Source organism: Pararhizobium sp. A13 (assembly GCF_040126305.1).
GTDB lineage: Bacteria > Pseudomonadota > Alphaproteobacteria > Rhizobiales > Rhizobiaceae > Pararhizobium.
Genome location: NZ_CP149510.1, coordinates 3,947,380 through 3,972,878, shown reverse-complemented (window position 1 = coordinate 3,972,878; position 25,499 = coordinate 3,947,380). Strand labels below are relative to the sequence as shown.

At 62.6% G+C, this 25,499-nt stretch carries 23 protein-coding genes and 1 pseudogene; 19 read left to right on the top strand and 5 right to left on the bottom strand.

Features of this window, described 5'->3' with window-relative positions:
• The first annotated feature begins 79 nt into the window (after positions 1-79).
• The gene (locus WI754_RS19425; protein WP_349435072.1) at positions 80-784 is read left to right on the top strand and encodes a glutathione S-transferase family protein; all 705 of its coding nucleotides are present in this window, start codon (positions 80-82) and stop codon (positions 782-784) included.
• A 160-nt stretch (positions 785-944) separates the two neighbouring features.
• On the opposite strand, the pseudogene WI754_RS19420 reads toward WI754_RS19425, so the two are convergent.
• Positions 945-1,968: pseudogene (locus tag WI754_RS19420) on the bottom strand (zinc-dependent alcohol dehydrogenase family protein).
• A gap of 183 nt (positions 1,969-2,151) precedes the next feature.
• Here WI754_RS19420 and WI754_RS19415 point away from each other — a divergent pair.
• The 3 genes from WI754_RS19415 to WI754_RS19405 all read left to right on the top strand — a co-directional run bounded on the left by WI754_RS19415 (position 2,152) and on the right by WI754_RS19405 (position 4,041).
• Positions 2,152-3,084: a neutral zinc metallopeptidase gene (locus tag WI754_RS19415; protein ID WP_349435071.1), complete on the top strand. Its 933-nt coding sequence runs from the start codon at positions 2,152-2,154 to the stop codon at positions 3,082-3,084.
• A gap of 165 nt (positions 3,085-3,249) precedes the next feature.
• The gene (locus tag WI754_RS19410; RefSeq protein ID WP_349435070.1) at positions 3,250-3,585 is read left to right on the top strand and encodes a hypothetical protein; all 336 of its coding nucleotides are present in this window, start codon (positions 3,250-3,252) and stop codon (positions 3,583-3,585) included.
• Positions 3,586-3,726: 141 nt separating this feature from the next.
• Complete coding sequence (locus tag WI754_RS19405) at positions 3,727-4,041, top strand: hypothetical protein (protein WP_349435069.1); 315 nt, start codon at positions 3,727-3,729, stop codon at positions 4,039-4,041.
• A 131-nt stretch (positions 4,042-4,172) separates the two neighbouring features.
• On the opposite strand, the gene WI754_RS19400 is transcribed toward WI754_RS19405, so the two are convergent.
• Positions 4,173-5,168 carry an aldo/keto reductase gene (locus tag WI754_RS19400; protein ID WP_349435068.1) on the bottom strand — a complete coding sequence of 332 codons (996 nt, stop codon included), beginning with the start codon at positions 5,166-5,168 and terminating at the stop codon, positions 4,173-4,175.
• Between the two features lie 117 nt (positions 5,169-5,285).
• Between WI754_RS19400 and WI754_RS19395 the strand changes: the two genes are divergently transcribed.
• The 4 genes from WI754_RS19395 to WI754_RS19380 all read left to right on the top strand — a co-directional run bounded on the left by WI754_RS19395 (position 5,286) and on the right by WI754_RS19380 (position 9,661).
• Positions 5,286-6,185: a LysR substrate-binding domain-containing protein gene (locus tag WI754_RS19395; protein ID WP_349435067.1), complete on the top strand. Its 900-nt coding sequence runs from the start codon at positions 5,286-5,288 to the stop codon at positions 6,183-6,185.
• 160 nt (positions 6,186-6,345) lie between these two features.
• Positions 6,346-7,602: a TCR/Tet family MFS transporter gene (locus WI754_RS19390; protein WP_349435066.1), complete on the top strand. Its 1,257-nt coding sequence runs from the start codon at positions 6,346-6,348 to the stop codon at positions 7,600-7,602.
• 169 nt (positions 7,603-7,771) lie between these two features.
• Positions 7,772-9,178 (top strand): MATE family efflux transporter, encoded by a 1,407-nt coding sequence (locus WI754_RS19385; RefSeq protein ID WP_349437877.1) that lies wholly within the window; start codon positions 7,772-7,774, stop codon positions 9,176-9,178.
• A gap of 99 nt (positions 9,179-9,277) precedes the next feature.
• On the top strand, positions 9,278-9,661 hold the full coding sequence (locus tag WI754_RS19380) for a VOC family protein (RefSeq protein ID WP_349435065.1): 384 nt from the start codon (positions 9,278-9,280) through the stop codon (positions 9,659-9,661).
• A gap of 69 nt (positions 9,662-9,730) precedes the next feature.
• On the opposite strand, the gene carA is transcribed toward WI754_RS19380, so the two are convergent.
• Complete coding sequence (gene carA, locus WI754_RS19375) at positions 9,731-10,936, bottom strand: glutamine-hydrolyzing carbamoyl-phosphate synthase small subunit (RefSeq protein ID WP_349435064.1); 1,206 nt, start codon at positions 10,934-10,936, stop codon at positions 9,731-9,733.
• Between the two features lie 281 nt (positions 10,937-11,217).
• On the opposite strand from carA, the gene WI754_RS19370 reads away from it, so the two are divergent.
• Positions 11,218-11,676, top strand: a complete 459-nt coding sequence (locus tag WI754_RS19370; protein ID WP_349435063.1) for a GatB/YqeY domain-containing protein — start codon at positions 11,218-11,220, stop codon at positions 11,674-11,676.
• Here the strand turns inward: WI754_RS19370 and WI754_RS19365 are convergent.
• Complete coding sequence (locus WI754_RS19365; RefSeq protein ID WP_349435062.1) at positions 11,651-12,538, bottom strand: hypothetical protein; 888 nt, start codon at positions 12,536-12,538, stop codon at positions 11,651-11,653. The two genes, WI754_RS19370 and WI754_RS19365, sit on opposite strands and share 26 nt — an antisense overlap.
• Before the next feature lie 190 nt (positions 12,539-12,728).
• On the opposite strand from WI754_RS19365, the gene dnaG reads away from it, so the two are divergent.
• The 4 genes from dnaG to recQ all read left to right on the top strand — a co-directional run bounded on the left by dnaG (position 12,729) and on the right by recQ (position 18,001).
• The gene (dnaG, locus tag WI754_RS19360; protein WP_349435061.1) at positions 12,729-14,726 is read left to right on the top strand and encodes a DNA primase; all 1,998 of its coding nucleotides are present in this window, start codon (positions 12,729-12,731) and stop codon (positions 14,724-14,726) included.
• Positions 14,727-14,766: 40 nt separating this feature from the next.
• Entirely contained in the window at positions 14,767-15,282 is a 516-nt protein-coding gene (locus tag WI754_RS19355) for an AAA family ATPase (RefSeq protein ID WP_349435060.1), read from the top strand.
• Positions 15,283-15,413: 131 nt separating this feature from the next.
• Positions 15,414-16,049, top strand: coding sequence for a LysE family translocator (locus tag WI754_RS19350; protein WP_349435059.1), 636 nt, complete (start codon positions 15,414-15,416; stop codon positions 16,047-16,049).
• A 92-nt stretch (positions 16,050-16,141) separates the two neighbouring features.
• Positions 16,142-18,001: a DNA helicase RecQ gene (recQ, locus tag WI754_RS19345; RefSeq protein WP_349435058.1), complete on the top strand. Its 1,860-nt coding sequence runs from the start codon at positions 16,142-16,144 to the stop codon at positions 17,999-18,001.
• 8 nt (positions 18,002-18,009) lie between these two features.
• On the opposite strand, the gene WI754_RS19340 is transcribed toward recQ, so the two are convergent.
• The gene (locus WI754_RS19340; protein ID WP_349435057.1) at positions 18,010-18,780 is read right to left on the bottom strand and encodes an SDR family oxidoreductase; all 771 of its coding nucleotides are present in this window, start codon (positions 18,778-18,780) and stop codon (positions 18,010-18,012) included.
• A gap of 244 nt (positions 18,781-19,024) precedes the next feature.
• Between WI754_RS19340 and WI754_RS19335 the strand changes: the two genes are divergently transcribed.
• The 6 genes from WI754_RS19335 (at position 19,025) to WI754_RS19310 (ending at position 25,343) form a co-directional block, all read left to right on the top strand.
• Positions 19,025-20,212 carry a glycine C-acetyltransferase gene (locus tag WI754_RS19335; protein WP_349435056.1) on the top strand — a complete coding sequence of 396 codons (1,188 nt, stop codon included), beginning with the start codon at positions 19,025-19,027 and terminating at the stop codon, positions 20,210-20,212.
• A 47-nt stretch (positions 20,213-20,259) separates the two neighbouring features.
• The gene (gene tdh / locus WI754_RS19330; protein WP_113004218.1) at positions 20,260-21,294 is read left to right on the top strand and encodes an L-threonine 3-dehydrogenase; all 1,035 of its coding nucleotides are present in this window, start codon (positions 20,260-20,262) and stop codon (positions 21,292-21,294) included.
• Between the two features lie 59 nt (positions 21,295-21,353).
• A complete protein-coding gene (locus tag WI754_RS19325; protein ID WP_349435055.1) occupies positions 21,354-21,698 on the top strand; it encodes a GFA family protein in 345 nt (114 codons plus the stop codon).
• A gap of 460 nt (positions 21,699-22,158) precedes the next feature.
• Complete coding sequence (rpoD, locus tag WI754_RS19320) at positions 22,159-24,210, top strand: RNA polymerase sigma factor RpoD (protein WP_349435054.1); 2,052 nt, start codon at positions 22,159-22,161, stop codon at positions 24,208-24,210.
• Between the two features lie 394 nt (positions 24,211-24,604).
• Positions 24,605-24,898 carry a GYD domain-containing protein gene (locus WI754_RS19315; protein WP_349435053.1) on the top strand — a complete coding sequence of 98 codons (294 nt, stop codon included), beginning with the start codon at positions 24,605-24,607 and terminating at the stop codon, positions 24,896-24,898.
• 67 nt (positions 24,899-24,965) lie between these two features.
• Positions 24,966-25,343 (top strand): DUF427 domain-containing protein, encoded by a 378-nt coding sequence (locus tag WI754_RS19310; RefSeq protein ID WP_349435052.1) that lies wholly within the window; start codon positions 24,966-24,968, stop codon positions 25,341-25,343.
• Positions 25,344-25,499 lie beyond the last annotated feature (156 nt).

The window sequence follows — 25,499 nt, the reverse complement described above, 5'->3', positions numbered from 1 at the left end:
AATTTACATGGGGCCGGCAGAGGTTAGGGTCAACCATCGCTGCGCAGCGTGACCCTAAACAAGGAAACGAGACACGAAAATGGAACCTATCCTCCTTTACGGCTTCCCTGCGGGAAGCTCGATGGGGCTCGTCGCTGCTTTTGAGCATGTGGGCCAACCCTACCGCCTCTGCCGCGTCGATATGCTTGCCGAGATGAAAAACGACGCCTACGCCCGACTCAACGCCCGTCAGGAAACGCCGGTGCTGATCACCGGTGAAGGCAGGGTGCTGACCGAAACGATGGCCATCGCCGCCTGGCTGGAGGCGCGGGACATGACACGCCGTATCAGCTTCGATCCGCGCTCGCCGCAAGCAGACCGGATGCACCAGTTGATGGCCTTCGTGAACACCGGCTTCACGTCCGCCTTCACGCCGCTCTGGGCAGCCTTCGAAATGGAAAGCGCCGAACCGGAGACGCTGACGGTCCTGCGTGATTTCGGCCGCCGGGCCGTCAAGCAGCGTCACGACCACCTCGAAGCGATGATCGGCGATACGACGTTTCTTGTCGGCGATCGCCTTACGCTGGCGGACACCACGCTGATTGGTGTGGCCCGCTGGGCGGAGTTCCACCAGGCGCTCGGCGGCAGTGCCTATCCCAGGCTTGCCGCCCTGCGCAGCCGGATCGAAGCCGAACCGGCGGTGCAATATGCCCTGGCAATCGAGGAGGGTGAAAGACCCGCGGCGTCGGGTGCCTGCCTGGGGCAGGTTTCCCTGGCCGAGGTGATCGAGCGTTTCGCTGTCTGAGGCAAACGCAAGACAACGGCACCGGTACGCCGGCCGCCTGGAGACGCGATGGCGCGCCTCCAGGCGGCCGACAATTCGGGCCGTCGCAAACGTCCGGGCAACCCTGCACGGACGTTCTGCGCGGCAGGTCACAAGCCGAAAGGGTGCCCTCCGGGCGGGTTTATACGCGGCTGGCCACCACCAGCACCTTCACCTCTCCTGCGGTCGGCGGGTTACGGATCACGTCCGGCGCCTCCTCCAGCGTGATTTTTCGCGAGATTCTCGACGTTGATCACCCCGGAAGCCACGAGCTCGGCGGCGCGGCGGTGGGTGAAGGGGTTGATGAAGGAACCGAGCACCCGCAGTTCCCGGAAGAGGATGTCGAACGGCTCGATCTTCACCTTGTCACCCTGCGCCATAACGCCGAGAATGGCGACGGTGCCGCCGGCGCGGGCGAGGCGCGTCGACTGCTCGACGGTCTCGGCAACGCCGGCGCATTCGATCACCACGTCCACGCCGCCCGGCACAAGGCCGCCGAGGCCCGTGATCTGCTCGATGATATCGCCGGCGGAGGGATCGACGCTGGCCGTGGCGCCGAGTTCCTCGGCCAGCTTCCGTTTCGATTCCTGCCGTGTGGAGAGAATGACCGTCGTCGCGCCGGCGAGCCGCGCAAGCTGAACCGTCAAAAGCCCGATCACGCCACCGCCCAGCACCACGACGGAGGAACCCGCCTTGATCTGCGCCATGTCGACGCCGTGCAGGCAGCAGGCGAGCGGCTCGCAGAAGGCGGCGTGCGTGGCGGGCCTATCGAGCGGAATTTCGAAGGCCTGTCTCTGTGGCACTATGACATAGTCGGCGAAACCGCCGTCGCGGCTGATGCCGATGGCTTTCAGGTTGCGGCAGAGATTGACCCTGCCTGCCTGGCATTGCGGACAGCGGCCGCAGGAAATATTCGGGTCGCCGGTAATGCGGGCGCCGAGCCTGAAGCCCGTCACATCCGCGCCCATCGCCTCGATGATGCCGCAGAATTCGTGGCCGAGCGTCACCGGTGGGGTCGAGGGGAATTCGCCGTGCAGCAGGTGACGATCGGTGCCACAGATGCCGCAGGCCTCGATTCGTACCAGCAGATCGTCCGGGCCGGGAACGGGTTTCTCGATCTCGCGTATGAACAGATTGCCGATCGATTCCAGGCGCATGGCTTTCATGTCATCTCCTCCCAAGACAATGTCTGCCATACTGCATGTCCCGTCGCCTCCCGCCAACGCCGGATCGATTTTCTGTGACAGCTGCAACTTTATTGTTTTGATCTTGCACAAAATTGCGTCTCGCGCGTTATATGGTTTCTAACAAAGGCTTGACGGCCGCTAAGCAGACCGGGAGATCGCACCATGGAATGGAGAGGCCGCCGCCAATCGGGCAATGTCGAGGACGTTCGCGGATCAAGCCCCTCCCGTGGCGGCCTGGGCGGCAACCCCTTCGGCCGCGGCGGCGGTTTCCGCATTCCGACCGGCGGTGGCGGCCGCGGCGGCGGCATGAGCATCGGCACCATCATCTTCCTTGTCGTCATCTATTTCGTCCTGAGGATGATGGGCATCGACTTGCTGCAGGTGATGGAAGGCGGGCAGGTCGGTTCGCCCGGTGTCGAGCAGACCGAGTCCCAGACACCGCAGGGCTCCGCGCAGGAGGAAGAGGCGAAGGCCTTCGTCGCGACGGTGCTGGCCGAGACCGAAGACACCTGGAACGGCATCTTCCAGGCGGCTGGCGAAACCTATAGGGAGCCGAAACTGGTGCTCTTCCGCGACGGCATCAATTCGGCCTGCGGCATGGCCTCGTCCGCCAGCGGCCCGTTCTATTGCCCAGGTGACCAGAAGGTCTATCTCGACATGGCCTTCTTCGACGAACTGGCGCAGCGCTTCGATGCGTCGGGCGATTTCGCCGAGGCCTATGTGATCGCCCACGAGGTCGGTCATCACGTGCAGAACCTGCTCGGCATCCTGCCGAAGGTCAATGCCCAGCGGCAGCGCATGAGCGAGGTCGATTCCAACCAGATGTCGATCCGCGTCGAGCTGCAGGCGGACTGCTTCGCCGGCATCTGGGGCAAATACACCGAGCAGAAGGGGATTCTCGAACAGGGCGACCTCGAAGAGGCGCTGAACGCCGCCACCCAGATCGGCGACGACACGCTGCAGAAGCGGACCCAGGGCTACGTCGTTCCGGAAAGCTTCAACCACGGCACGTCGGCCCAGCGCTCCAAATGGTTCAAGCGCGGCTTCGACAGCGGCAAGCTTTCCGCCTGCGACACGTTCAACAGCGATATCTGAGCGGCGGCGACAGCGGGTCTGCAGCAGGTCCCCAGGCGGCAGGAATTCCTGCGCTCAAAAAGTTGTGTTCGTGCATTGCTCCTGATCGCAAAAGGAACAGGCGCGACCTATATCTCCTTCTATTGAACGGCGCGCCATGCGGATTGCCGATGAAGGAGAATAGACATGAGGAAATTCGTCGCCCTTGTACTTGCCGCGGGCGCACTGGCCCTGCCGGTAGCGCCTCCCGCCACGGCGGAAACGCTCGGCACCATTCTTTTTGGCCGCCCCCTGGAGCCCGGATTGCTCGTGATCGTCATGCGGCCAAGCTATCACGATGACCAGGATCGTATTCCCTTCATCTATCGCTATCCCTCTCCCGAAACCGTCGCCCGCGCGCAGAATGAAATCGCGTCCAATCCTGTTCTCAGAGAGGCTCTGGAACGCCGGAATATCCAGCCGCAGAACGTCGTTGCCGTCCAGACCGCTGCGAGCGGCGGCAAGATCATTTATGCGCGCTGATCGTCAAACTCCTTTCCTGCCGGCCGATGGCAATCGCACCGGCGGAAGTGACGGATACGTCCTTGCGAAACTATCAGGAGGTTTCGCGCGTATCTGGCATTGAGCCGTTCGCTCATCGATGAGGACACAAGGAGAAAGAGAGTGAAAAACGCCCTGCTCGTCACGCTTTCCGCCGCACTCGCAATAACCATCGCAAGCGCCGTCATGCCCGCCCATGCGCAGCGGGCCCCCGGTATCACGATCGTCATGATCCGCGACTATTACGGTCAGGACGAGTTTCAGCAGGTATCGCTGATCTACCGAAATCCCTCGCCGCAGACGGTCGCGAAAGCGCAGGAGGAGATCAGGTCGAATCCGAATATCCGCGCCCTTCTGCAAAGGCGGGGCATTTCCTCTCGAAACGTGGTTGGCGTCCAGACCGCCCTTAACGGCGGCAAGGTCGTCTATGTGAGGTGACGCGTCCGCGTCGAAGCGGCAGCAGGCTTCTCCCTGACACCACAGCGCCCGTCATTCACAGGGCGGAATGGCAGATTTACGCCGCCAACCCTGCGCCCGAATGGCGCGCGGGGCGTCGGGAGCAAGGCTGCCTACTTCTCGCTGTCCATATGCGCGAGCATGGCCTCAGGATAACGCCCGCCTGCTGCCGCATCCTTCGGTATCGCGGTTTCGATCGCTGCAAGATCGGCGGCTGACAGATGCACGGCCTGCGATCCCAGCGCTTCCTCCAGCCGCTCGACCTTGCGCGCCCCGATCAGCGGAACGATGTCGCTGCCCTGTGCCGCCACCCAGGCAATGGCGATCTGCGCGACCGACACGCCCTTCGCATCGGCGATCTTGCGCAGCGCCTCAACGAGCGCGAGGTTCCTTCCGACATTCTCGCCTTGGAAGCGCGGGCTATGGGCGCGGAAGTCGCCCTTGCTCTGTCCATCGCCCTTCTGCCAGTGACCGCTGATCAGGCCGCGCGACAGCACGCCGTAGGCGGTGATGCCGATGCCCAAGTCGCGGCAGGCGGGCAGGATCTTGTCCTCGATGCCGCGCGAGATCAGCGAATATTCGATCTGCAGATCGGTAATCGGATGGACGGCCGCCGCGCGGCGGATGGTCTCGACGCCAACCTCGGACAGGCCGATGTGGCGGACATAACCGGCCTCAATCATCTCGGCGATGGCACCGACCGTTTCCTCGATCGGCACGTGCGGGTCGAGCCGGGCAGGGCGGTAGATGTCGATATAGTCGACGCCGAGCCGCTGGAGCGTGTAGGCGACAAAATTCTTCAGTGCCGCCGGCCGGTTGTCCATGCCGTTGAAGCCGCCGGCGACGTCGCGCAGGGCGCCGGTCTTGACGCTGATGATCACCTTGTCGCGGGAAACACCTTTCAGCGCTTCGCCGATCAGCATCTCGTTATGACCCATGCCGTAGAAATCGCCGGTGTCGAGGAGGTTGATGCCGGCATCGAGCGCCGCATGGATGGTCGCGATGCCTGTTCCCCGGTCGGACGGGCCATACATGCCGGACATGCCCATGCAGCCGAGCCCGAGGGTTGAGACGGACGGGCCGGTCTTGCCGAGTTGAACATGTTTCATGTCGCTTCTCCTGTTTCTGCCGCAGCAGCGGCGTCGTGTTCGGGAGGTGGTTTTACTGCCAAACGCTTTGTGCGATAATCCGTCTCAACGTGCACAAGCTGTTTGGAAAATCGTACAATGACCGATCTGCCGCTCGCCGATCTCGATGCCTTCACCGCCGTGGCACGGGAGCGCAATTTTCGCGCCGCCGCTCGCCGGCGCGGCGTCTCGGCCTCCTCGCTCAGCGAGGCGCTCAGACGACTGGAGCAGAGGCTCGGCGTGCGCCTGCTTAACCGCACTACCCGCAGCGTCACCCTGACGGAGGCGGGCGAACAACTGATTGAACGGCTGTCGCCGGCGCTTGGCGAGGTTGCCTCGGCGCTCGACCAGATCGGCAGCTTTCGCGACAGCGCGACCGGAACGTTGCGCCTCAACGTCGCCACCGTCGTTGCCCGCGCCGTCCTGCCCGATATCATGTCCGATTTCCTCAAGGCCTATCCCGGCATCACGCTCGAGGTCAGCGCCGATGACAGTTTCATCGACGTGCTTGCCGCCGGCTTCGATGCCGGGGTGCGTTATGACGAGCGGTTGGAAAAGGATATGATAGCGGTGCCGATCGGCCCGCGCCGGCAGCGTTTCGTCACCGCTGCGTCTCCCGCCTATCTCCTGGCGCATGGAGAGCCCCGTCATCCCCACGAGGTTCTCGATCACGCGTGCATCCGCCACCGTTTCGCCAGCGGCGCGGTTCCCGCATGGGAGTTCGAGAGGGGCGAGGAGGTGATCCGCGTCTCGCCGCCCGCCCGCATTACGACAAATACCCTTGAACTGCAGATCGGCGCCGCGATTGCCGGCCTTGGCATCATCGCCACCTTCGAAGAGTTCCTGGCGCCGGCGATCGCCCGCGGCGAGCTCGTGCCTATCCTGGAGGACTGGACGCCGGACTTCCCCGGCCCCTATCTCTATTATGCCGGCCGCAAACATATGCCGCCGCCGCTCAGGGCCTTTGTCGATTTCCTCAGGAGCCGGCCTCGCGGCTGAGGCGCTGCGGCATCGGCATCAATGTTCCAGCATCACCCATCAAGAACATTGAAATGTTCACGGATTGTTTCGGTCGAAAATTTTCGATAAAGACGGTGTGCCAGTTTCCGTTCGCGTTCCGTATCCGTTTGCAGCAGCCCCACCAGAAGAGGTTTGTTCGATGATCGATGCCAGATCTGCGCGGCGCGGCCTGTCCCTCGTCTTCCTCATCCTGTTCCTCGATATCATGGGCATCGCCATCATCGTGCCGGTGCTGCCCAGCTATCTGAAGGAACTGACGGGCGATACGGTCAGCGAGGCGGCGGTGGATGGCGGCTGGCTGCTGCTGGTCTATTCCGGCATGCAGTTCATCTTCGCGCCGCTGATTGGAAACCTGTCCGACCGGTTCGGTCGCCGGCCGATCCTGCTAGCCTCCGTGCTGACGTTCGCGCTCGACAACCTGATCTGCGCGCTGGCGGTGAGCTACTGGATGCTGTTCGTCGGCCGGGTGCTGGCCGGCATCAGCGGTGCCAGCTTCTCGACGGCCGCCGCCTATATCGCCGATGTCAGCGACGACACCAACCGGGCGAAGAATTTCGGCCTGATCGGCATCGCCTTCGGCACCGGCTTCGCGCTCGGGCCCGTGCTTGGTGGCCTGCTTGGCGAATTCGGCCCGCGCATTCCCTTCTACGGCGCCGCCGCGCTGTCTTTCGTCAATTTCCTGGTTGCCCTGTTCCTGCTGCCGGAGACGCTGGAAAGCCACAACCGCCGCCGCTTCGAATGGAAGCGCGCCAACCCGCTCGGCGCGCTGAAACAGATGCGCAACTATCCCGGCATTGGCTGGGTGCTGCTCGTCTTCTTCCTGTTCTGGCAGGCGCATGCTGTCTATCCCGCAGTCTGGTCCTTCGTTGCCTCCTATCGCTACAACTGGAGCGAGGGGCAGATCGGCCTGTCGCTCGGCATTTTCGGCATCTGCGGCGCGCTCGTAATGGCCTTCGTGCTGCCGAAGGCGATCCCGATGCTCGGCGAATGGAAGACCGGTGCGGTCGGCCTGATTTTCACCGGGCTCGGCCTCATCGGCTATGCGCTGTCGAGCCAGGGCTGGATGATCTATGCCGTCATCCTGCTCACCTGCCTCGAAGCGCTCGCCGATCCCCCGCTGCGCAGCATCGCGTCCGCCAGGGTGCCGCCGTCGGCGCAGGGTGAACTGCAGGGCGCGCTATCCAGCATTTCCAGCTTCACCACCATTCTCGGCCCGCTGATCTTCGCGCACATCTTCAGTGTCTTCACCGCGCCGCAAGCGTCCGTCGTCTTCGCCGGCGCTCCCTATGTCCTCGCGGCTGTCTTCGTCGCCGCAGCCGTTGCGATCTATCTTCAGAGGGTGCGGCCGGCGTCGGTTCCGGCGGACGGCAGTGAACGAGCCGCCCAGTCAGTCTGAGCAGCTCAACGGCAATGCGCGAAAAACGATCAATTTTTGTGATGTTTAGATGAAAAAATAAGCACTTTGGTGTTTGTTGCTGGTGCTTTACCGGTGGTTGATCTATTTCGGTTTCATCCGTCATGCGGCCCATACCGGCTGCGACGAAGCCAAAGGCTCAAATCTCATCATGCTGACTTCGACCCAAAACCAAACGGGCGTCCGCACCGATAATTCATGGTCTTCGCATTATCGCGCCAGCATCGTGCTCGGCGTGCCCTTCGTCGGCGCCCAGTTGGCACAATTCGCAATCCACGCCACGGATGTTCTGATGGTCGGCCGGCTCGGTACGACCGAGCTTGCCGCGATGGTTCTTGCCGCGCAGACCTTCTTCACCGTCTTCATCTTCGGTTCCGGCTTTGCCAATGCCGTCATCCCGATGGTGGCGCAGGCGCAAGGGCGGGGCGACCGTATCGCCGTCCGCCGCGCCGTGCGCATGGGCATGTGGGCCGTGCTTGGCTATGGCGTGCTGACCACGCCGCTGTTGTGGCATGCAGAGGCGGTGCTCCGAGCAATGGGCCAGCAGCCCGCGGTCGCCGCCCTTGCCGGCAGCTATCTGCGCGTCGCCCTCTGGGGCATGTTTCCGGCGCTCCTGTTCATGGTGCTGCGGGGCTTCCTGAGTTCGCTCGAGCGTGCCGGCATCATTCTTTATGTCACGATCGCCGTTCTGCTTGCCAATGCGGCGCTCTGCTACATCTTCATCTACGGCCATTTCGGCGCGCCTGCCTTGGGTATCGTCGGCGCCGCCATTTCGGCGCTGGCGGTCAATACGCTGAGCTTCGTGCTGCTCTATGCCTATATCCAGCTCACTCCCGAGACCCGCGCCTATGACATTTTCGTCCGCTTCTGGCGGTCGGACTGGCCGGTCTTGAAGGAGGTCGTCAAGCTCGGTCTGCCGATCGCGGTCACCATCCTCGCCGAGGTCAGCCTGTTTACGGTCGCCTCGCTGCTGATGGGCATGATCGGCACCGTCGAGCTCGCCGCCCACGGCATCGCGCTGCAGTTCGCCTCGATCGCCTTTATGGTGCCGCTCGGCCTCGCGCAGGTGGCGACAGTCAGGATCGGGCTCGCCCATGGCCGCCGCGACGCGACAGGCATCAAGCGGGCGGCGATCGCCGTTCTGATGCTCGGCTGCGCCTTCGCCCTCATCGGCAGCACCGTCTTTGCGCTCTTCTCGCATGAATTGGCCGCCCTCTATCTCGACACGCGGCGGCCGGATGCGGCTGAGGTTCTCGCCTATGCCGCACCGCTCATCGTGATCGCCGGCGCCTTCCAGCTCGTCGACGGCGTGCAGGCGCTCGCGGCCGGCATGCTGCGCGGCCTCAAGGATACGACCGTGCCGATGATCCTGGCGCTGGTTTCCTATTGGGCGATCGGCTTCGTCGCGGCCTATGTGCTCGCCTTCCATGCCGGTTTCGGCGGCGTGGGCGTCTGGTACGGCTTCGTGCTCGGCCTTGCCGCCGCCAGCATCTCGCTCACCTGGCGCTTCTTCCGCTTCCTGTCGCAGGAACGGAAGACCCTGGCCTTGCCGGCATAGGACCGGCGAGCTGGAAGAACATCAGTGCCGCCGTGTGATATTTGTTCTTGATATGTTCTTTTTTCTACCGTATCACTTGCTGATCGAACGGAGGGTAAAATGAGCGCCTATGCGACTGTCGGAACACTGGATCATGCGAAATCGGCGAGCTTCTATGATGCGACCCTTTCGACGATCGGCTGGGGCGTGCATGCGAATTTTCCGGGCTGGCGTGGCTACTCCTTAGGCGGCACCGGGAAGGGTTTTATCCTCTGGGTCTGCGAACCGTTCAACAGTGAGCCGGCGGCGCCCGGCAATGGTACGATGGTCGGCTTCATGGCGAAATCCCACGCCGCGGTCGAGGCCTTCTACGCGACGGCTCTGGCGAACGGCGGCACCGACGAGGGCGCACCCGGTCCGCGTCCGCAATACGGCCCGAACTGGTACTCCGCCTATATGCGCGATCCGGCCGGCAACAAGCTCGCGGTGGTCTTCAACGGCTAGACGGACAAAGCCCCGGCGCATCCTTTGGGATAGGCCGGGGCTTTGCAGTTTTCTGAAGGCTTTAAAGTCTCAGCGCTCGGCCAGCGCCGGTTCGCCCTTCTTCTCGCGCACCAGATTGATGAAGCGGCGGAAGAGGTAGTGGCTGTCCTGCGGGCCGGGCGAGGCTTCCGGGTGGTGCTGCACGGAAAACACCGGCTTGCCGGTGACGCGCAGGCCGCAATTGGTGCCGTCGAACAACGAAACGTGAGTCTCCTCAACGCCTTCCGGCAGCGACTTGGAGTCGACTGCGAAGCCGTGGTTCATCGAGACGATCTCGACCTTGCCCGTCGTGTGGTCCTTGACCGGATGGTTGGCGCCGTGGTGGCCCTGGTGCATCTTCTCGGTCTTGGCGCCGAGCGCCAGGCCCAGCATCTGGTGACCGAGGCAGATGCCGAACAGCGGGATATCGCTCTTGATGAGGTCCTTGATCACCGGGACGGCGTATTCGCCGGTCGCCGCCGGATCACCCGGGCCGTTCGACAGGAAGATGCCGTCCGGCTTCTGGGCAAGGACTTCCTCAGCGCTGGTCGTCGCCGGCATGACGGTGACCTTGCAGCCGAGACCTGCGAAAAGGCGCAGGATGTTGCGCTTGACGCCGAAATCGAGCGCCACGACATGGTGCGTCGTCTCGGTCTCCGCCAACTCGCTGTAACCTTCGTTCCAGACCCAGGGCTTTTCGCTCCAGCGCGACGACTGGCCGGAGGAGGCGACCTTGGCGAGGTCGAGGCCTTCGAGCCCGCTCCAGGCTTTCGCTTCGGCCTTCAGTTCGTCGAGGTTGAAGACGCCGTTCGGATCATGGGCGATCACCGCGTTCGGCGCGCCGTTCTCGCGGATCCAGGCGGTCAGCGCCCGCGTGTCGATGCCGCAGAGGCCGATGATGCCGCGTGCCTTCAGCCAGGCGTCGAGATGTTTTGCGGCGCGGTAGCTCGACGGGTCGGTGATGTCGGCCTTGAAGATGACGCCGACCGCGCCGTGGCGGGCTGCCGGCGTCAGGTCCTCGATGTCCTCGTCATTGGCGCCGATATTGCCGATATGCGGGAAGGTGAAGGTGACGATCTGGCCGAGATAGGAAGGGTCGGTCATGATCTCTTCGTAGCCGGTCAGTGCGGTGTTGAAGACCACTTCGGCCTGCACCTTGCCGGTGGCGCCGATGCCCTTGCCTTCGATAACGGTGCCGTCGGCCAGAACGAGCAGGGCGGTTGGTTTTGCGGTGGTCCAGGGCGCGGTCGCGGTCATTGTGTTCATCCCGTTCAGGCGGCGCGTGGCAGACGTTCAACGGAACGCCGACCGGCCGTTTTGGTTCGCAGGCGGGCAGATGCGGGCGATAGGCGCGCGCTGTCAGGCCTGGTCACGATGTTGGTGCAGGTGACGGTAAATAGCTGCCGCGTCAGGCAAGGTCAATCTTGAAGGCGGGCGCATCCGGCTTTTTCTGATGCTTTTACCGGTGATTTACGCAATTCGTTTGCTCGCGGCTGTTCGGCTGGTTTATGTAGCGCCATTCAACAGGAGTAAGGACAATGATGCGCGATCAACTCGCCGCCGCCCTCAAGGATGCGATGAAATCGAAGAATGCCGAGCGGCTTTCCACCATCCGCCTGGTCCAGGCTGAGATCAAGAGCCGCGACATCGCCAACCGTGGCACCGGCAAGGGCGACGCCAGCGACGACGAAATTCTGCAGATCCTGGCAAAGATGGTCAAGCAGCGCGAGGAATCGGCGAAGATCTACGAAGAGAACGCCCGCCCCGAACTCGCCGCCAAGGAGCGTGCCGAGATCGTGGTTGTACAGGATTTCATGCCGAAGCAACTGTCGGAAGCCGAAGTGCGGGCCAATGTCGCCACCGCGATCGCCGAAGCCGGTGCAGGCGGCCCGAAGGACATGGGCAAGGTCATGGCGGTGCTGAAGGAGCATTATGCCGGCCAGATGGATTTCGCCAAGGCGTCCGCCGTCCTCAAGGAACTGCTGTCAGCACTCTGACCGGCGGCACTGACGCGGTCTCCCGATGGAAGACCGCGTCGATGATCGCGAATTTCTCGGCCTGGTAGATCAGGTATTCTTCGACGAAGCCCTGCGACAGCCAAAGCGCATTCCTGCCGGAAACGGTTTCGAAGCCCAGGCTGCCCATCGCCGCCGCCTTGCGCATCAGCCGCTTCAGATGCGTCTGCGAAATCATGTAGCGCTGGCAGATATCCGCCGACGAAATCGGACCGACCAGGGTTCGCGGCGCTTGCGGATCGAAATCTTCGATCATGGCGATGAAACCATCCATGACCACGCCGCCGGAATTGGCCCAGGTGAACAGGTTGAACGTCTCGCCGGGGTTGCGGACCTGCGGGCTTTCCAGAATTCCCTGCGCCATGGCGGGCTGAAGCCGGGCAAAAAGCGCTGGGTCCGCAGCCAGTTTGGCCACTCTAGCGCCGCCATCCAGATGGTCGAGAATAGCGAGATGGGCATAGAGCCACTTCACCACGGATTGCACGGCCACATCCGTCGGCTCAAGCGGCCGCATGCGATTGTCAGGCGGGTTGTCGCTATGGCGGGCGAAGCGATAGGCGAGCATTTCCTGGATGAAGGCGGCGGCGGTGTTGCGGCTGGCAATGCCGTGTTCCACCGCGGCCGCGACGAAACGTCCGACATAAAGCCCCTTGGCGGGGTCGTTGGGATCACGCCGATAGTGCAGCGATATCCCGAGCTGCGCCATCAGCCAGCGCTGATGTGAGGCAAAGATCGACATCAGCCGCGGATTTTCATCGAACATCGCTGTCAGTTCGGTGGCAAGCAGGCGCATGGCGATAAAAAAGGCGCTGCTTTTAGCAAGGTCACGGGCGGCGAAAGTCATCAGGCGGGTTCCGGGAGGAAGATTGACAATTCATGTCTTGCCTGACGTTTTCTAGCAACTTTTTATTCTAGGCGTATGTCGCCTCGCGGGTCTCGACGTCTCGTCAACCTGTGAATTGCGGGTATGATGCGCAGCCTTGCTGGCGCGCGCCGCGATTGCCGCCTATAGGGAAGCCAGCCCAGAGGTATTCATGCGTTTTTCCAACTCCTTCCTCGACGAGATCCGCGACCGCGTTCCGATATCGGACGTGATCGGCAAGCGCGTCACCTGGGATCGCAAGAAGACCAACGCCTCGCGCGGTGATTACTGGGCCTGCTGCCCCTTCCACGGTGAAAAATCCCCGAGCTTTCACTGCGAGGACCGCAAGGGCCGTTACCATTGCTTCGGCTGCGGGGTGTCAGGCGATCATTTCCGCTTCCTGACCGATCTCGACGGCATGGCGTTTCCCGAAGCCGTGCAGCAGATCGCCGACCTTGCCGGCATCGCCATGCCGCAGCCGGATGTCGAGGCCGAGAAGCGCGACCGCCAGCGCACCGGCCTGCAGGACATCATGGAAATGGCGACGCAATTCTTTGAAGGTCAATTGCAGACCGCCAATGGCGCCAAGGCGAGGGCCTATCTGCGCGACCGCGGCCTGACCGGACGCACGATCGAGACCTTCCGGCTCGGCTATGCGCCGGAAAGCCGCAATGCGCTGAAGGAATATCTGGCCGGAAAGGGTGTGCCGAAGGATCAGATCGAGGCCTGCGGCCTTGTCGTGCACGGGCCTGACATCCCGGTCTCCTACGATCGCTTCCGCGACCGCATCATGTTCCCGATCCTGTCGTCGCGGGAAAAGGTCATCGCGTTTGGCGGCCGCGCCATGTCGCCGGACGCGCCGGCCAAGTATCTCAACTCCAACGAGACCGAGCTCTTCCACAAGGGCAATGTGCTCTACAATTTCGCCCGTGCGCGTCGGGCGATGTCCGGCGCTGATGGCGCGGGCACGATCATCGCGGTCGAAGGCTATATGGACGTGATCGCGCTGCATCAGGCCGGCATCGAAAATGCGGTCGCACCGCTCGGCACAGCACTCACCGAAAATCAGATGGCGCTGCTCTGGAAGCTGACGCAGCAGCCCGTCCTCTGCTTTGACGGCGACGGCGCCGGCATCCGCGCCGCCAACCGGGCGGTCGATCTGGCGCTGCCGCATCTGAAGCCCGGTTTTTCCGTGCGCTTCGCCATGCTGCCGGACGGCAAGGATCCGGACGATCTCGTCCGCCATGAGGGCCGCGCGCCCTTCGACAAGGTCATGGCCTCAGCCCGCTCGCTGTCGGAAATGGTCTGGCTGCGCGAGGCGCAGGCAGGCTCCTTCGATACGCCGGAGCAGCGTGCCCAGCTCGAAGCGACGTTGAAACAGGTGGTCTCCGTCATCGCCGACGAAAACGTCCGCCGCCACTACGGTCAGGATGTCCGCGACCGGCTCAACCAGTTCTTTCAAGGCGCCTCGCGCCGTGAGGGCGGCCAGCGAAATTTCGACCGCAACCAGCGCCAAGGCGGTGCAAACCGAAATGGGGGGCAGGGGCGCGGCGGCCAGCAGGGCGGGCGCACCTCCGAGCGAAGCGGCATCTCCGACCGGCTGGCCCGCTCGTCGCTCGTCAGCGGCCATCAGGCTCTACCGCCACTCAGAGAAAGCGTGCTGGCGCTGACCATCGTCAACCATCCGCAGCTGCTGTTCGAGGAATATGACGAGATTTCCGCGATCGATTATGACAATCGCGATTTGCAGCGCTTCTGGTCGTCCGTGCTCAATGCCGCCGCGGCAAAAGGGCCGCGTCTGTCGCGCGAAATTCTCATCGAGCAGTTGGAGGCCGAAGGCTTCGGCGACCTCCTGAAGTCGCTCGACCAGCAGATCCGCTTCGCCCGCCTCTGGACCGCGACCACCGCTGCCGCGCCCGAGGATGCGCGCGAAGGCTATATCCAGGCGCTGTCCCTGCACAAGCGCACCAAGGCGCTGCTCTGGCAGCGCCGCGAACTCGAAAGCGAACTCGCCTACGCCACCGAAGAAGGCGACGACGACACCGTCAGCCAGATCCTGCGCAACCTGCAGGAGGTCCAGCTGGAGGTGACGCGGCTGGAAAACCAGGAGGCGATTATTGATGGTTTCGGCGTGTTGTCGGGACGGGTGAAGGGGCCGGCGGGGAAGTAGTTTGCCAGCAAGAGACTCAGTGCTCAGGCGGGAGGAAATGATGCTCATCGTTCTGGGCGGGCTGCCTGGTACCGGCAAAACCACGATCGCGCGCTTGCTGGCGCAAAGATTGAACGCGATTCATCTGCGTGTCGATACGATCGAGCAGGCTTTGCGTTCCTCCGGCATGCTCAAGGCGGATGTCGGGCCGGCCGGATATATTGTCGCCTATCGCCTCGCTGAGGACAATCTGCGTCTTTGCCGGATCGTCGTCGCCGACTGTGTCAATCCGCTGGCCGTCACGCGGGACGCCTGGCTTTCGGTGGGACAATCGCTTTCGACCAATATCATGGAAGTCGAAATCATCTGCTCCGACACGACTGAGCATCGCCGCCGCGTGGAAACGCGGATAGTCGATATCGAAGGCCTGCAGCAGCCTTCCTGGCAAGATGTGGTGGACCGTCACTACGAAAGCTGGAGCCGATCGCCGATCAGGATCGATACCGCGATCGGCAGCGCGGAGCAGGCGGTGGATGATCTTGTCGACCTACTGGCCGGCCGAGGCTCGCGCGGCTGAATGCGTGCCCGCCGTCTTTGGTAAACCCACCGGCAAAGCGCCGCAGCCGCCCCCTTGCCAGTATGCCAGGCAATTGCAAAAATCCCGCCAACAACCGGCGATGATTATTCGCCGGCCCGGAGGAGGCAATCATGACTGAAATCACCTTTCTGGCTTTCGCACTCGTCTCGTTCATCGGCATCGCCACGCCCGGCCCGACCGTGCTTCTGGCGCTGACCAACGGTTCCCGCTTCGGCGTGCGTCGCGCCTTGGTCGGCATGATTGGCGCTGTCCTGTCCGATTTCGTCCTGATCGGTGCCGTCGCCCTCGGCCTTGGCGCGCTGCTGGCCACCTCCGAATTCTGGTTCTCAGTCGTCAAATGGATCGGTGCGGGTTATCTCGCCTTTCTCGGCATCATGCTGCTGCGCTCGAATGGCTCGTTAAACGAGACGTTGCACGGCACGGTGGAGAACAGCTTGGGATCGCCACGCTCGATCTTCCTCAAAAGTTTCCTGGTCGCGGTCACCAATCCCAAGGGTTACCTGTTCTTCTCGGCGTTCCTGCCGCAGTTCATCGCGCCGGCCGAATCGCAGATCCCGCAATATGCCGTTCTCGCCCTTGTCTTCGCCACTATCGATTTTCTTGTCATGTTCGGTTATGCGGCGCTCGGCTCGCAGGCCGTGCGGGTGCTGAAGACATCTGGCGCGCTCTGGCTCGACCGCCTCTGCGGCGGTGCTCTCCTGGCGCTCGCCGGATCGCTGGCGTTCTATCGGCGCGCGACCACCTGACGACGACCATATCTGCAGATAGCCGGGGGCACAGGGTCGCACCCACCACCACACCTGTGTCATAGTCCCGCTCTCCCCACGAAAGCGATTCCATGCCGCAGACCCAAGACCGCATCGATCCCCTGTTTGACACCAAAGGCGCGAAAAATCCGCTTTCCGTCTTGAAGCGGGTCTACGGCTATTCGGCCTTTCGCGGCAAGCAGGCTGCCGTCGTCGAAAGGGTCGTCTCGGGCGGCGATGCCGTCGTGCTCTTTCCGACCGGTGCCGGAAAATCGCTCTGCTTCCAGATCCCGGCGCTCTGCCGCGATGGCGTCGGCATCGTCGTCTCACCGCTGATCGCCCTGATGCGCGATCAGGTGGAAGCCCTGAAACAGCTTGGCGTCAGGGCGGCGGCGCTCAACTCGTCGCTGACGCGCGAGGAATTCCTCGATGTCCGCCGGGCGATCGCGGGCGGCGATCTCGATCTTCTCTATGTCACGCCCGAGCGCATCGTCACGCCGGCCTTCAAGGAGATGATCGGCACTGCGAGGATCGCGCTCTTTGCCATCGACGAAGCGCACTGCGTCTCCCAATGGGGCCATGATTTTCGCCCGGAATACCGAGAACTGGGGCAACTGGCCGAGCATTATCCCGGCGTGCCGCGCGTGGCGCTGACGGCAACGGCCGATCCGCATACCCGCGAAGACATCATCGACAGGCTCGGCCTGCGCGGGGCGGAAGTCTTTACCACCTCGTTCGACCGCCCGAACATCGCCTATGAGATCGTCGAGCGCGACCAGCCGCGCCAGCAATTGCTGCGGTTCCTGTCGCGCCACAAGGGCTCGAGCGGCATCGTCTACTGCCTGTCGCGCGCCAAGGTCGAGGATACGGCCGAATGGCTGAACGGGCAGGGCATCCGCTCGCTTGCCTATCATGCCGGCATGGACCGTACCGTCCGCGATGCCAATCAGGATGCGTTCCTGAAAGAGGAAGACCTCTGCCTCGTCGCCACCGTTGCCTTCGGCATGGGCATCGACAAGCCAGACGTGCGTTACGTCGCTCATCTCGATCTGCCGGGTTCGGTCGAAGCCTATTATCAGGAAACCGGGCGTGCCGGGCGCGACGGCTTGGCCTCCGATGTCTGGATGGCCTATGGCATGGCCGATGTCATCCAGCGCGGCCGGATGATCGACGAGGGCAGCTCGGCCGACGATATCAAACGGGTCGAGCGCGCCAAGGTCAACGCGCTGCTCGCCATCTGCGAGACACCGACCTGCCGAAGACAAGCCATCCTTGCCCATTTCGGCGAGGCCCACGGCGGCAATTGCGGCAACTGCGACACCTGCATCAAACCCGTCGAGACCTGGGACGGCACGGATGCCGCCATCAAGGCGCTGGCCGCCATCTACCGCACCGGCGAACGCTTCGGCACCGGCCACCTGATCGACGTGCTCATCGGCAATATCAACGAGAAGACGACGCGCTTCGGCCATGCCGACATGCCGGTCTTCGGCGCCGGCAAGGATATTCCGTCGAAGACCTGGCAGTCGGTCTATCGGCAATTGCTCGCCGCGGGGTTCGTCAGCGTCGATCATGGGGCCTTCGGCGCGCTGAAACTGCAGCCGGAGGCTCGCGCCGTCTTCAAGCGCGAACGCGAAGTCCGCTTCCGCAAGGACCGCCCGACGACGGGCAAGGCGCAGCGCAACGGCAAAACCGCGGGCAACACTGCTGCCCGAACGGACATCTCCGAACGCGACCATGGCCTCTTCCAGAAACTGCGGACGTTGCGCGCCTCGATCGCCAAGGAGATGAACGTCCCGCCTTACGTCATCTTCCCCGATACAACGCTGATGGCGCTCGCCAAGGAACGCCCGACAAGGGGCGACGACCTTCTCGGAATCCCCGGCATCGGCGCAACCAAGCGCGAGCGCTATGGCGACATCTTCCTCGAAGCGATCCGCAACGACGTCTGAGGCGACGTCTACATCCTGACCGTCATTCCCCCATCCACCGTCAGCACATGCCCGTTGACGAAGGAGGCGGCATCGCTCGCCAGAAACAGCGCGGCCCCGGCGATCTCGTCCGGCCGGCCCCAGCGCTGCACCGGGATGCGCTGGCGTACGAAGGGCATGAGTTCCTCGTCGGCCGCCATTGCGGCATTGGTTTCGGTCGCAAACCAGCCCGGCGCGATGGCATTGCTGGTGATGCCGTAAGGTCCGAATTCGACGGCCATTGACCGCATCAGCCCGGTCAGCCCCTGTTTGGCGATAGGATAGATGCCGTCGCCCGGCATCGCCACGTGTCCGTTGATCGAGGTGATCGAGATCAGCCGGCCATGGTTTTGCCGCTTCATGATCGCGGCCGCATCCCGCGACAGCGTCGTGGCGGCGATGAGATCGGTGCGGATCAGGTCGACGATCGCCTCGTCGTCGAACTCTGCCAACGGCCGCCGGTCGCGGGCGCCGACATTGTTGACGAGGATGTCGAGCCGGCCATGGTTGTGTTCGATATCGGCGAGGGCGGCGCGCTGCGCTTGTCCGTCGGCGATGTCGAATGCCGCGGCTTCCGCGCTGCCGCCGGCGGCCGCGATCCGGCCTACGGCTTCCTCAAGCGTTTCCGCCGTGCGGCCGTTGAGGACGACATGGGCTCCGGCCTCTGCAAGTGCCCGGGCGATCTCCAGCCCGAGCCCGCGTCTGCCGCCGGTCACCAGCGCCACCCGGTCCTTCAAGGAAAATCTGTCGAATATGGTCATGGCTCCCTCGTCGCATAGAATACTTTCTCCATCGACACTGAAATAGTTGACTCAGTCAACTAGTTTTTTCCGCGCGTGTCTTCGGCCGGCACGCTCCTATGAAACAGCCAGCGTCGCGGCTGGACAAGTTCCTTCGGCCGGCTGTCGCGTCAACGCCTCGCCCTGCCGCCGTCTTCTGCTTTCTTCCGCGCGGGAATATGATAGGTCTCCATCGCAACCCATCTCAGTCTGGAAAGCGGGAGCCATGACATCAGCCTTCATCCATCATCTGTCATCCGAACTCGAAGGCCTGAAAGCCGCCGGTCTCTACAAGTCCGAGCGGGTCATCACTTCCAAGCAGGCTGGCGAGATCGAGGTCGCCTCGGGTGCCAGGGTCCTGAACTTCTGCGCCAACAACTATCTCGGCCTCGCCAACAACGAGGAGCTCGCCAAAGCCGGCAAACGGGCGCTTGATCGCTATGGCTACGGCATGGCCTCCGTCCGCTTCATCTGCGGCACGCAGGAGGAGCACAAGCAGCTCGAAGCGCGCATCTCCTCGTTTCTCGGCATGGAAGACACGATCCTCTATTCCTCCTGCTTCGATGCCAATGGCGGCCTGTTCGAAACGCTGCTGTCAGAGGAAGACGCGATCATCTCCGACGCGCTCAACCACGCCTCGATCATCGATGGCGTGCGCCTCTCCAAGGCCAAGCGCTTCCGCTATGCCAACAACGATATGGCAGCCCTTGAGGAGGAGTTGAAGAAGGCCGAGGGGTCGCGCTTCAAGCTGGTCGCCACCGATGGCGTCTTCTCGATGGACGGCATCATCGCCAATCTGGGAGGCGTGTGCGATCTCGCCGAAAAATACGGCGCCATGGTCATGGTCGATGACAGCCACGCCGTCGGCTTCGTCGGCAAGCATGGCCGCGGCTCGGCCGAATATTGCGGCGTCGAGGGCAGGGTCGATATCATCACCGGCACGCTCGGCAAGGCGCTCGGCGGCGCCTCGGGCGGCTATACCTCGGCGAAGAGGCAAGTCGTCGACTGGCTGCGCCAGCGCTCGCGCCCCTATCTCTTCTCCAACACGCTTGCCCCGGTCATCGCGGCCGCCTCGCTCAAGGTGTTCGACCTGATCGACAACGGCGACGCCCTGCGTGCCCGGCTCGAAGCCAACGCCGCGTTGTTCCGCGCCGAAATGGGAAAGCTCGGCTTCACGCTTGCCGGCGAAGGGCACCCGATCATTCCGGTGATGCTGGGCGATGCGGCGCTCGCACAGGCAATGGCGGCAAGGATGCTGGAGAAAGGCGTCTACGTCGTCGGCTTCTCCTTCCCGGTTGTGCCCAAGGGCCAGGCCCGCATCCGCACCCAGATGTCGGCCGCCCACAGCGAGGCCGACGTGCGCCGCGCGATCGCGGTGTTCGAGGAAGTCGGCAAGGAACTAAGTGTGATCTAAGAGAACGTGATTCCAGAATCATCTGAATCGGTTGCAGGAATTTCTCCATGACAAACATGATGAAGGCGCTCGTTAAAGCAAAACCTGAAGTCGGCCTCTGGATGGAGCATGTGCCGGTGCCCGAACCCGGCCCCAACGACGTGCTGATCAAGGTGAAGAAATCCGCCATCTGCGGCACGGACGTGCATATCTGGAACTGGGACCAGTGGGCGCAGAAGACCATTCCGGTGCCGATGGTCGTCGGCCACGAGTTCGTCGGCGAGATTGCCGAGATCGGTTCGGCGGTCACCAAGTACCATGTCGGAGAGCGCGTTTCCGGCGAAGGCCATATCGTCTGCGGCAAGTGCCGCAACTGCAGGGCGGGAAGGGGGCATCTCTGCCGCAACACGCTCGGCGTCGGCGTCCATCGTCCCGGCTCCTTCGGTGAATATGTCTGCATCCCGGAATACAATGTCGTGGCGATCCCCGACGAAGTGCCGGACGAGGTCGCCGCGATCTTCGATCCCTTCGGCAACGCCGTGCACACCGCGCTCTCCTTCGATCTCGTCGGCGAGGATGTGCTCGTCACCGGCGCCGGCCCGATCGGCATCATGGGCGCCATGGTTGCCAAGCGCTCCGGCGCCCGCAAGGTGGTGATCACCGACATCAACCCCGTCCGTCTGGCGCTCGCCGAAAAGGTCGGCATCGATTATGTCGTCGATGCATCGAAGGAAAACCTGGCCGACGTGATGACCCGCATCGGCATGACCGAGGGTTTCGACGTCGGGCTCGAAATGTCGGGTGCGGCACCCGCCTTCCGCGACATGATCGACAAGATGAACAATGGCGGCAAGATCGCCATCCTCGGCATTGCGCCGACCGGTTTCGAGATCGACTGGAACAAGGTCATCTTCAAGATGCTCAACCTCAAGGGCATCTACGGCCGCGAAATGTTCGAGACCTGGTACAAGATGATCGCCTTCGTGCAGGGCGGGCTCGACCTCTCGCCGATCATCACCCACCGCATCGGCATCGACGATTTCCGCGATGGTTTCGAGGCGATGCGCTCGGGCAATTCCGGCAAGGTGGTGATGGACTGGTAGGGCCTTGAAATCGCTCTCGGCTAGGTCATTTCTTGTGTGGGAGACGTCGGGAGCGTTTCATGATCTATTCCGGAAGCTGCCATTGCGGCGCGATCGCTTTTGAGGTCGAGGCGGAGATCGCCGAGGTGATGGATTGCAATTGCTCGATGTGCCGCCGGCGCGGCGGGCTGCTGACCTTCGTGCCGCGCGACAAGCTGGCATTGAAAACACCGGCGTCGGCGCTGTCGACCTATGAATTCAACAAGCACGCCATCAAGCACCATTTCTGTGGCATCTGTGGAATTGCCCCCTTTGGCGAAGGGGAGGGCAAGGATGGTCCGACGGCCGCGGTCAATGTCCGGTGTCTGCCGGACGTCGATCTTGAGGCCCTGACGATTACCAAATTTGACGGCAAGCGCTTCTGACGTCCTCAATACGAAGGCTGCCGTCGTTGGTTCACTCCGGCCGGTTATCTCTCTGCAGAGATTCGCCGGACCCTTGTCTTTTTAGGAACAGTTCCTACATTTCCGGCAGTGAACTGAATCTTTGAAGCGATGAGCTTGATTCAGCCTTTTTTGCCGTTTTGAACGGTTTTTCGCCGGAAATGCTTGACGGGACCGAAAATTGTGGGAATCACCATTTCTAATACAGTAGGTGAAATGGGTACGGCGGATACGATCATCATGCAAATGATGTCTACCCGGCGCTGCTGTCGCAGCTGGCCGGTCTAACCGCGGTGTGACTATCGTGGTTAAGCAGGAATTAAAGATCATCCCGTTACGTCAGGGGTAATGATTCGCGGTGGGAGCGATTGACGCGCCCGAGCCTCGAAAAAGTTTTGCACCGCTCACGCGTTGAATGCTGTCCAAGGAAAGCGACGAATACATGGCAACCAAAGTCAAAGAGAACGAAGAAGCAGAAGGCGAACGCGAAGGCGCACCCGACGGCCCGCTTCTCGATCTCTCGGATGACGCGGTCAAGAAGATGATCAAGGCCGCCAAGAAGCGCGGCTACGTCACCATGGACGAACTGAATGAAGTTCTGCCCTCCGATCAGGTCGATCCTGACCGGATCGAAGACATCATGGCAATGCTCAACGAGATGGGCATCAATGTCGTCGAGGACGAGGAAACCGAAGAGGGCACCGCCGCCGCTGAGGAAGAGGACGGCGATTCCGACGGTGACAGCGAAGGCGGCGAACTCGCTCCGTCCGGCGGCACGGCCGTTGCGACGGCGAAGAAGAAGGAACCGACCGATCGCACCGACGATCCGGTCCGCATGTACCTGCGCGAAATGGGCTCGGTCGAGCTTCTGTCGCGCGAGGGCGAAATCGCCATTGCCAAGCGCATCGAGGCTGGCCGCGAAACCATGATCGCGGGCCTCTGCGAGAGCCCGCTGACCTTCCAGGCGATCATCATCTGGCGCGACGAACTCAACGAAGGCAACACGCTGCTGCGCGAGATCATCGATCTCGAAACCACCTATTCCGGTCCGGAAGCGAAGGCGGCGCCGCAGTTCCAGAGCCCGGAAAAGATCGAGGCCGACCGCAAGGCGGCCGAAGAGAAGGAAAAGAACCGCAGGCCGCGTGGTGGCGACGACGACATCACCAATGTCGGCGGCGAAGGCCTGCCGCCGGAGGAAGAGGAAGAGGACGACGACGAATCGAACCTCTCGCTCGCCGCCATGGAAGCGGAACTGCGCCCGCAGGTCATGGAAACGCTCGACACCATCGCCGAGACCTACAAGAAGCTGCGCAAGCTGCAGGACCAGCAGGTGGAAGCCCGCCTTGCCGCCACCGGCACGCTGTCGCCCGCCCAGGAGCGCCGCTACAAGGAACTGAAGGACGAGCTGATCACGGCGGTCAAGTCGCTGTCGCTCAACCAGAACCGCGTCGACAGCCTCGTCGAGCAGCTCTACGACATCAACAAGCGCCTCGTTCAGAACGAAGGCCGCCTGTTGCGTCTGGCTGAATCCTACGGCGTCAAGCGCGATTCGTTCCTCGAGCAGTATTCCGGTGCCGAACTCGATCCGAACTGGATGAAGTCGATCGCCAATCTGGCCGCCAAGGGCTGGAAGGAATTTGCCAAGAACGAGAACACGATGATCCGCAACATCCGCGCCGAGATCCAGAATCTCGCCACGGAAACCGGCATCTCGATCTCGGAATTCCGCCGCATCGTGCACATGGTGCAGAAGGGCGAGCGCGAAGCGCGCATCGCCAAGAAGGAAATGGTCGAGGCCAACCTGCGCCTCGTCATCTCCATCGCCAAGAAGTACACCAACCGCGGCCTGCAGTTCCTCGATCTGATCCAGGAAGGCAATATTGGCCTGATGAAGGCGGTTGACAAGTTCGAGTACCGTCGTGGCTACAAATTCTCGACCTATGCCACCTGGTGGATCCGGCAGGCGATCACCCGCTCGATCGCCGACCAGGCACGCACGATCCGCATTCCGGTGCACATGATCGAGACGATCAACAAGATCGTCCGCACGTCGCGCCAGATGCTGCACGAGATCGGCCGCGAGCCGACGCCGGAGGAACTGGCCGAAAAGCTCGCCATGCCGCTCGAAAAGGTCCGCAAGGTCCTGAAGATCGCCAAGGAGCCGATCTCGCTCGAAACGCCGGTCGGCGACGAAGAAGACAGCCACCTCGGCGATTTCATCGAGGACAAGAACGCGCTTCTGCCGATCGACGCCGCCATCCAGGCGAACCTGCGCGAGACGACGACCCGCGTGCTCGCTTCGCTCACCCCGCGCGAAGAGCGCGTGCTGCGCATGCGCTTCGGCATCGGCATGAACACCGACCACACGCTCGAGGAAGTCGGCCAGCAGTTCTCGGTCACCCGCGAACGTATCCGCCAGATCGAAGCCAAGGCGCTGCGCAAGCTGAAGCACCCGAGCCGGTCGCGCAAGCTGAGAAGCTTCCTCGATAGTTAAACGGGCATATCCGCCGGTTGAAAAATTGGAACCCGGTCAGTGAAAGCTGGCCGGGTTTTTTGTGGCCGGCAAGCTTGCCGGGCCGCGCCGTTCGCGCCTCGTGGTCCGGTAATTGTGCGTCGTGCGTCCCGGCGGACGTGCCAGCGGCTTGTAAATGCAATGGGCTTTGCGCTCGGTTTTGAGTTCGCTGCGCCTCTTGATTGCCTCTACCCTTGCTTGTTCGCTCAGGCCGACAGGACTATACTTCTCCGCTTGCTAAAACCTCGAAGCTTTAGTCGTACGCGTTCAGTGAAATCGGCCGTCCGCTTTGTCGGATGGTTTGTCCGATGGGGCGGGAGGCGGAGGCGTCAATCGCGGCGCCACCTTGAAGGTCGTGCCGTAAGGGAGGTGTGCTATGACCATGTATATCATGCTGATCAACTGGACGGAGCAAGGTGTCAAGAATGTGCGCGAGTCGCCGAAACGCCTCGACGCGGCGAAGAAACTGCTGAGTGACATGGGTGGCTCGTTCAAGGATTTCTATCTGACCATGGGCGAACATGACATGGTGGCGGTCTGCGAGGCGCCCGACGACGCGGTTGCCGCCCGTTTCGCTCTGTCCCTCGGTTCGGCCGGGAATGTGCGCACCCGCACATTGAAGGCTTTCCCCGAAGCAGCTTACCGCGAACTCATCAATTCGCTGGGTTAGGATGTCGCCTGGATCCCGCCCGGACAAGACCACGATGACGAAGCCTTCGCCGGGTGGGGAGAACCATGTGTCCGCGAAACCGATCAAAATCCCCGGCCCGGATCATCCGATCACCATCACACGGAACCCGGGTCGCGTGGTGGTGAAGGCGGGCGGAAAGACCCTGGCCGCCAGCCGTGACGCCCTGACGCTGCGGGAATCCTCCTATCCGCCGGTGCAGTATATTCCGCGTGCCGATGTCGATATGACGCTGCTGGAGCGCACCGATCACGCCACATATTGCCCCTACAAAGGCGATTGCTCCTATTTCAGCGTGCCCTCCGGCGGCGACCGGCTGACCAACGCCGTCTGGTCCTACGAGGCGCCGTACGATGCGATGAGCGCCATCAAGGATCACCTGGCCTTCTATGCCGACCGTTTCGAGATATCCGAACACGAGGCTTGAGCATGCAGGGCGGCGGTGCACGTGGATGCGTTTCGCGCTCGCTAGGAACGTGTGAAGCCGTGTGCTACTGAACACCACACCGGCCAGTCGGGCCGACTGAATTTCGTCTTTCCCATCTTCGGCCGGCCATGCTCCGGTCAGTATCCGGCCGTATCC